We start from the raw sequence: 3,131 nt of genomic DNA on the forward strand, positions 1-3,131 counted from the left end.
TGAGGTCTCCAGCAGCAGGAATTGCTGCGGATCCATCACCGCGGCTTCGTTCGGGCTGATATTGAAGAACGCCGGATCGAATTCGCCTGCGGCATGGAGGAATCCGCCCTCACGGGTGTATGTGCTGTTCGGCTTCTCCCCGGCCGCATCGTAGAGACGATCGACATCCCAACCACGATTGACGGGGAACTGCGACGCCGCGTCCGTCCCCGTCGCGACCAGATTCCACAGCTCCTCGGGAGAACCCACCCCGCCCGGATACCGGCACGCCATACCCACGATCGCGATGGGTTCGTCGAGCTGACGGTCGGTGGTCCGCAGCGCTGCACGAACAGTTGCTGCCGAGAGCTGGTGGTCGGCGAACTCGACGGCCAGGTATTCGGCCAGCGCCTGCGGTGACGGATAGTCGAACACCAAACTCGCGGGCAATCGCAGACCCGTCACGGTCGCGAGGGCATTGCGGAACTCGACCGCGGAGATCGAATCGAAACCCAGCTCGCTGAATGCCCTGTCGGGTGCGATCGCATTCGCGTTCCGATGCCCCAGAATCGCCGCGACCTGACCGCGAACGGTTTCGACGAGCACACCGAGGCGCTCGCTGTCCGGAGTAGCGGCCAAACGAGAACGCAGCGCCGTAGCGCCGCCCGAAGCCGTCCGACGGCGAGCAGGAAGCAGCGCGGACAGCAGGGCGGTGGCCGACCCCGCGGTGCGGATGCTGTCCAGATCGAGACGAGCCAGCACGGGAGCGGCCGCATCGATTCCGGAAGCGGCGTCGAACAGCGCCAGACCCTGTTCTTCCGTCAGCGGCAGCATGCCCGACCGGGACATCCTGCGCCGCTCGGTGTCGCCGAGCTCCGCGCCCATACCCCCGGCCGCGCCCCACAGACCCCACGCGAGCGACTGCCCGTTGCGCCCGGATGCCTTGCGGTGCAACGCCACCGCATCCAGACAGGCGTTGGCGGCGGCATAGTTGCCCTGCCCTGGATTGCCGAAGGTACCGGCCGCGGAACTGAACAGCACGAACGCCCGCAACGGCAGCTCGGCGGTCAGCTCGTCCAGATGCAGGGCGGCATCGACCTTCGGCCGCAAGACCGCGTCCATCCGCTCCGGGGTGAGCGCGGTGATCGCACCGTCATCGAGCACACCAGCCGTATGGAACACACCGGCGAGCGGACGGTCCGCAGGGATAGCGGCCAGCATCGCGGCCAGCGCGGCACGATCGGTGACGTCACACGCGACGAACTCGACCTCGGCACCGAGCTGTTGCAGCTCGTCCCGCAGTTCGGTTGCGCCCGTGGCGGATTCACCGCGACGGCTCAGCAGCAACAGACGGCGAACACCGCGCGCGGCCACCAGATGCCGGGCGAACAACCCACCGAGGTAGCCGCTGGCACCGGTGATCAGAACCGTGTCGTCCGGAGCGAAGGACGAGCCGGTGGCGGACGAGGGGGCCGCCCGGACAAGTCGCGCACCGAAGACCTGCCCGCCACGCACCGCAACCTGCGGTTCCTCGGCAGCCAGAATTCCGCCCAGCAGACCGTCGATGTCGGAATCGCTGTCCACCAACACGATCCGGCCACGACTCTCCGCCTGGGCCGTACGGACCAGACCGGCCACGGCAGCACCGGCCAGATTCGTAATATCCTCCCCGGCAACCGAGACCGCACCGCTCGTCCGGACCACCAACGCCGACTCGCCGAACCGCTCATCGGCAAGCCACGACTGCAGCACCCGTAGTACACCGTGCGTCGCGGCCCGAACCGTGTCCGGCTCATTACCCGCAGGGCAGTCCAGCACCACCGCGGCGGGCACCTCGTCACCCAGATCCACCCACGACACCGCATCGATTCCGGTGCCGGACACCGAGATCGGTGTCCACTCGACCTGGAATACGGCGCTGCGCGCAACGGACGCACCAGTGCTGAGCTGTACGGGATCGATCGGCCGTGACGCCAGCTGGCGCACCGTCGCCACCGCGGCTCCGGTCGAATCCGCCAGATCCACCGCCACGGCACGGTCACCCACCCGGGTCAACCGCACCCGCAGCGCACCGGTACCCGCCGCGTGCACCGTGACACCCGACCACTCGAACGGCAACTCCGGGCCGACGCCCTCGGCGCGCAGGTGACCGGCCGACCGCAGCGCATGCAGCGCGGCATCGAGCAGCGCCGGATGCAGCGCGAAACCTTGGCCGTCCTGCGGGTCCGGGAGGGCGACCTCGGCGAACACCTCTTCGCCGCGCTGCCACGCCGCACCCAGGCCCTGGAAGACAGGGCCATAGCCGTACCCGGCATCGAGCAGCTCGTCGTAGACACCATCGACGTTCAAGACCTGCGCGTCGGCCGGAGGCCACGCCGCGAGATCCACGGCGGGCACGGCCGCGCTCGGTGCCAGCGCGCCTTCGGCATTCAACAGCCACGACGCCGCATCGACATCCTCGTCCGGGCTGGAGAAGATCCGCACCGCGCGTCGACCGGTCTCGTCCGCAGGATCGACGACGATGCGCACCGCGGCCCCACCGGACTCCGCCAGCACCAGCGGGGCCTGCAGCACCAGATCGTCCAGCGTCGAGCAGCCGACCCGCTCCCCCGCGTACAGCGCCAGCTCGACGAATCCGGTGCCGGGGAACAACACGGTCCCCAGCACCAGGTGATCGGCCAACCACGGATGTGTCTGTACCGACAAGCGACCGGTCAAGATCATCGCGTCGGAGTCCGGCTGCGATACCACCACCGAAACCAACGGGTGGGCGGTCGCCACGAGACCCATTGCCCGGGCATCGCCACCGTCCGCCGACCCCCCGGACATCCAATACCGCCGACGCTGGAAAGCATAGGTGGGCAGGTCGATTCGGCGCGCTCCGGTACCGGCGTACAGACGCGCCCAGTCGAGGTCGGCGCCCGCGACGAACAATCTGGCCAGGCCGGTCGGCATCGCGGACACATCGGCCTGGTCCCGGCGCGACAGCGCGGCCACGGTCGCGGCCGCGCCATCGCCGGTATCGAGGGCTTGCGCGATCATCGGGGTCAGCACCGCATCGGGACCGACCTCGGCGAACCTGGACACACCCGAACCGGCCATCGCGGCGACCGCGTCGGCGAACCGCACGGTGTCGCGAACCTGACCGACCC

General features: G+C 69.0%; 1 protein-coding gene. It reads right to left on the minus strand.

The annotated features are described in order from the left end of the window. The coding region (locus tag NP3_RS45810) for a type I polyketide synthase (RefSeq protein WP_157125014.1) at window positions 1-3,131 on the minus strand (3,131 nt) is incomplete at both ends.

This window comes from Nocardia pseudovaccinii NBRC 100343, from assembly GCF_001613225.1.
GTDB lineage: Bacteria > Actinomycetota > Actinomycetes > Mycobacteriales > Mycobacteriaceae > Nocardia > Nocardia pseudovaccinii.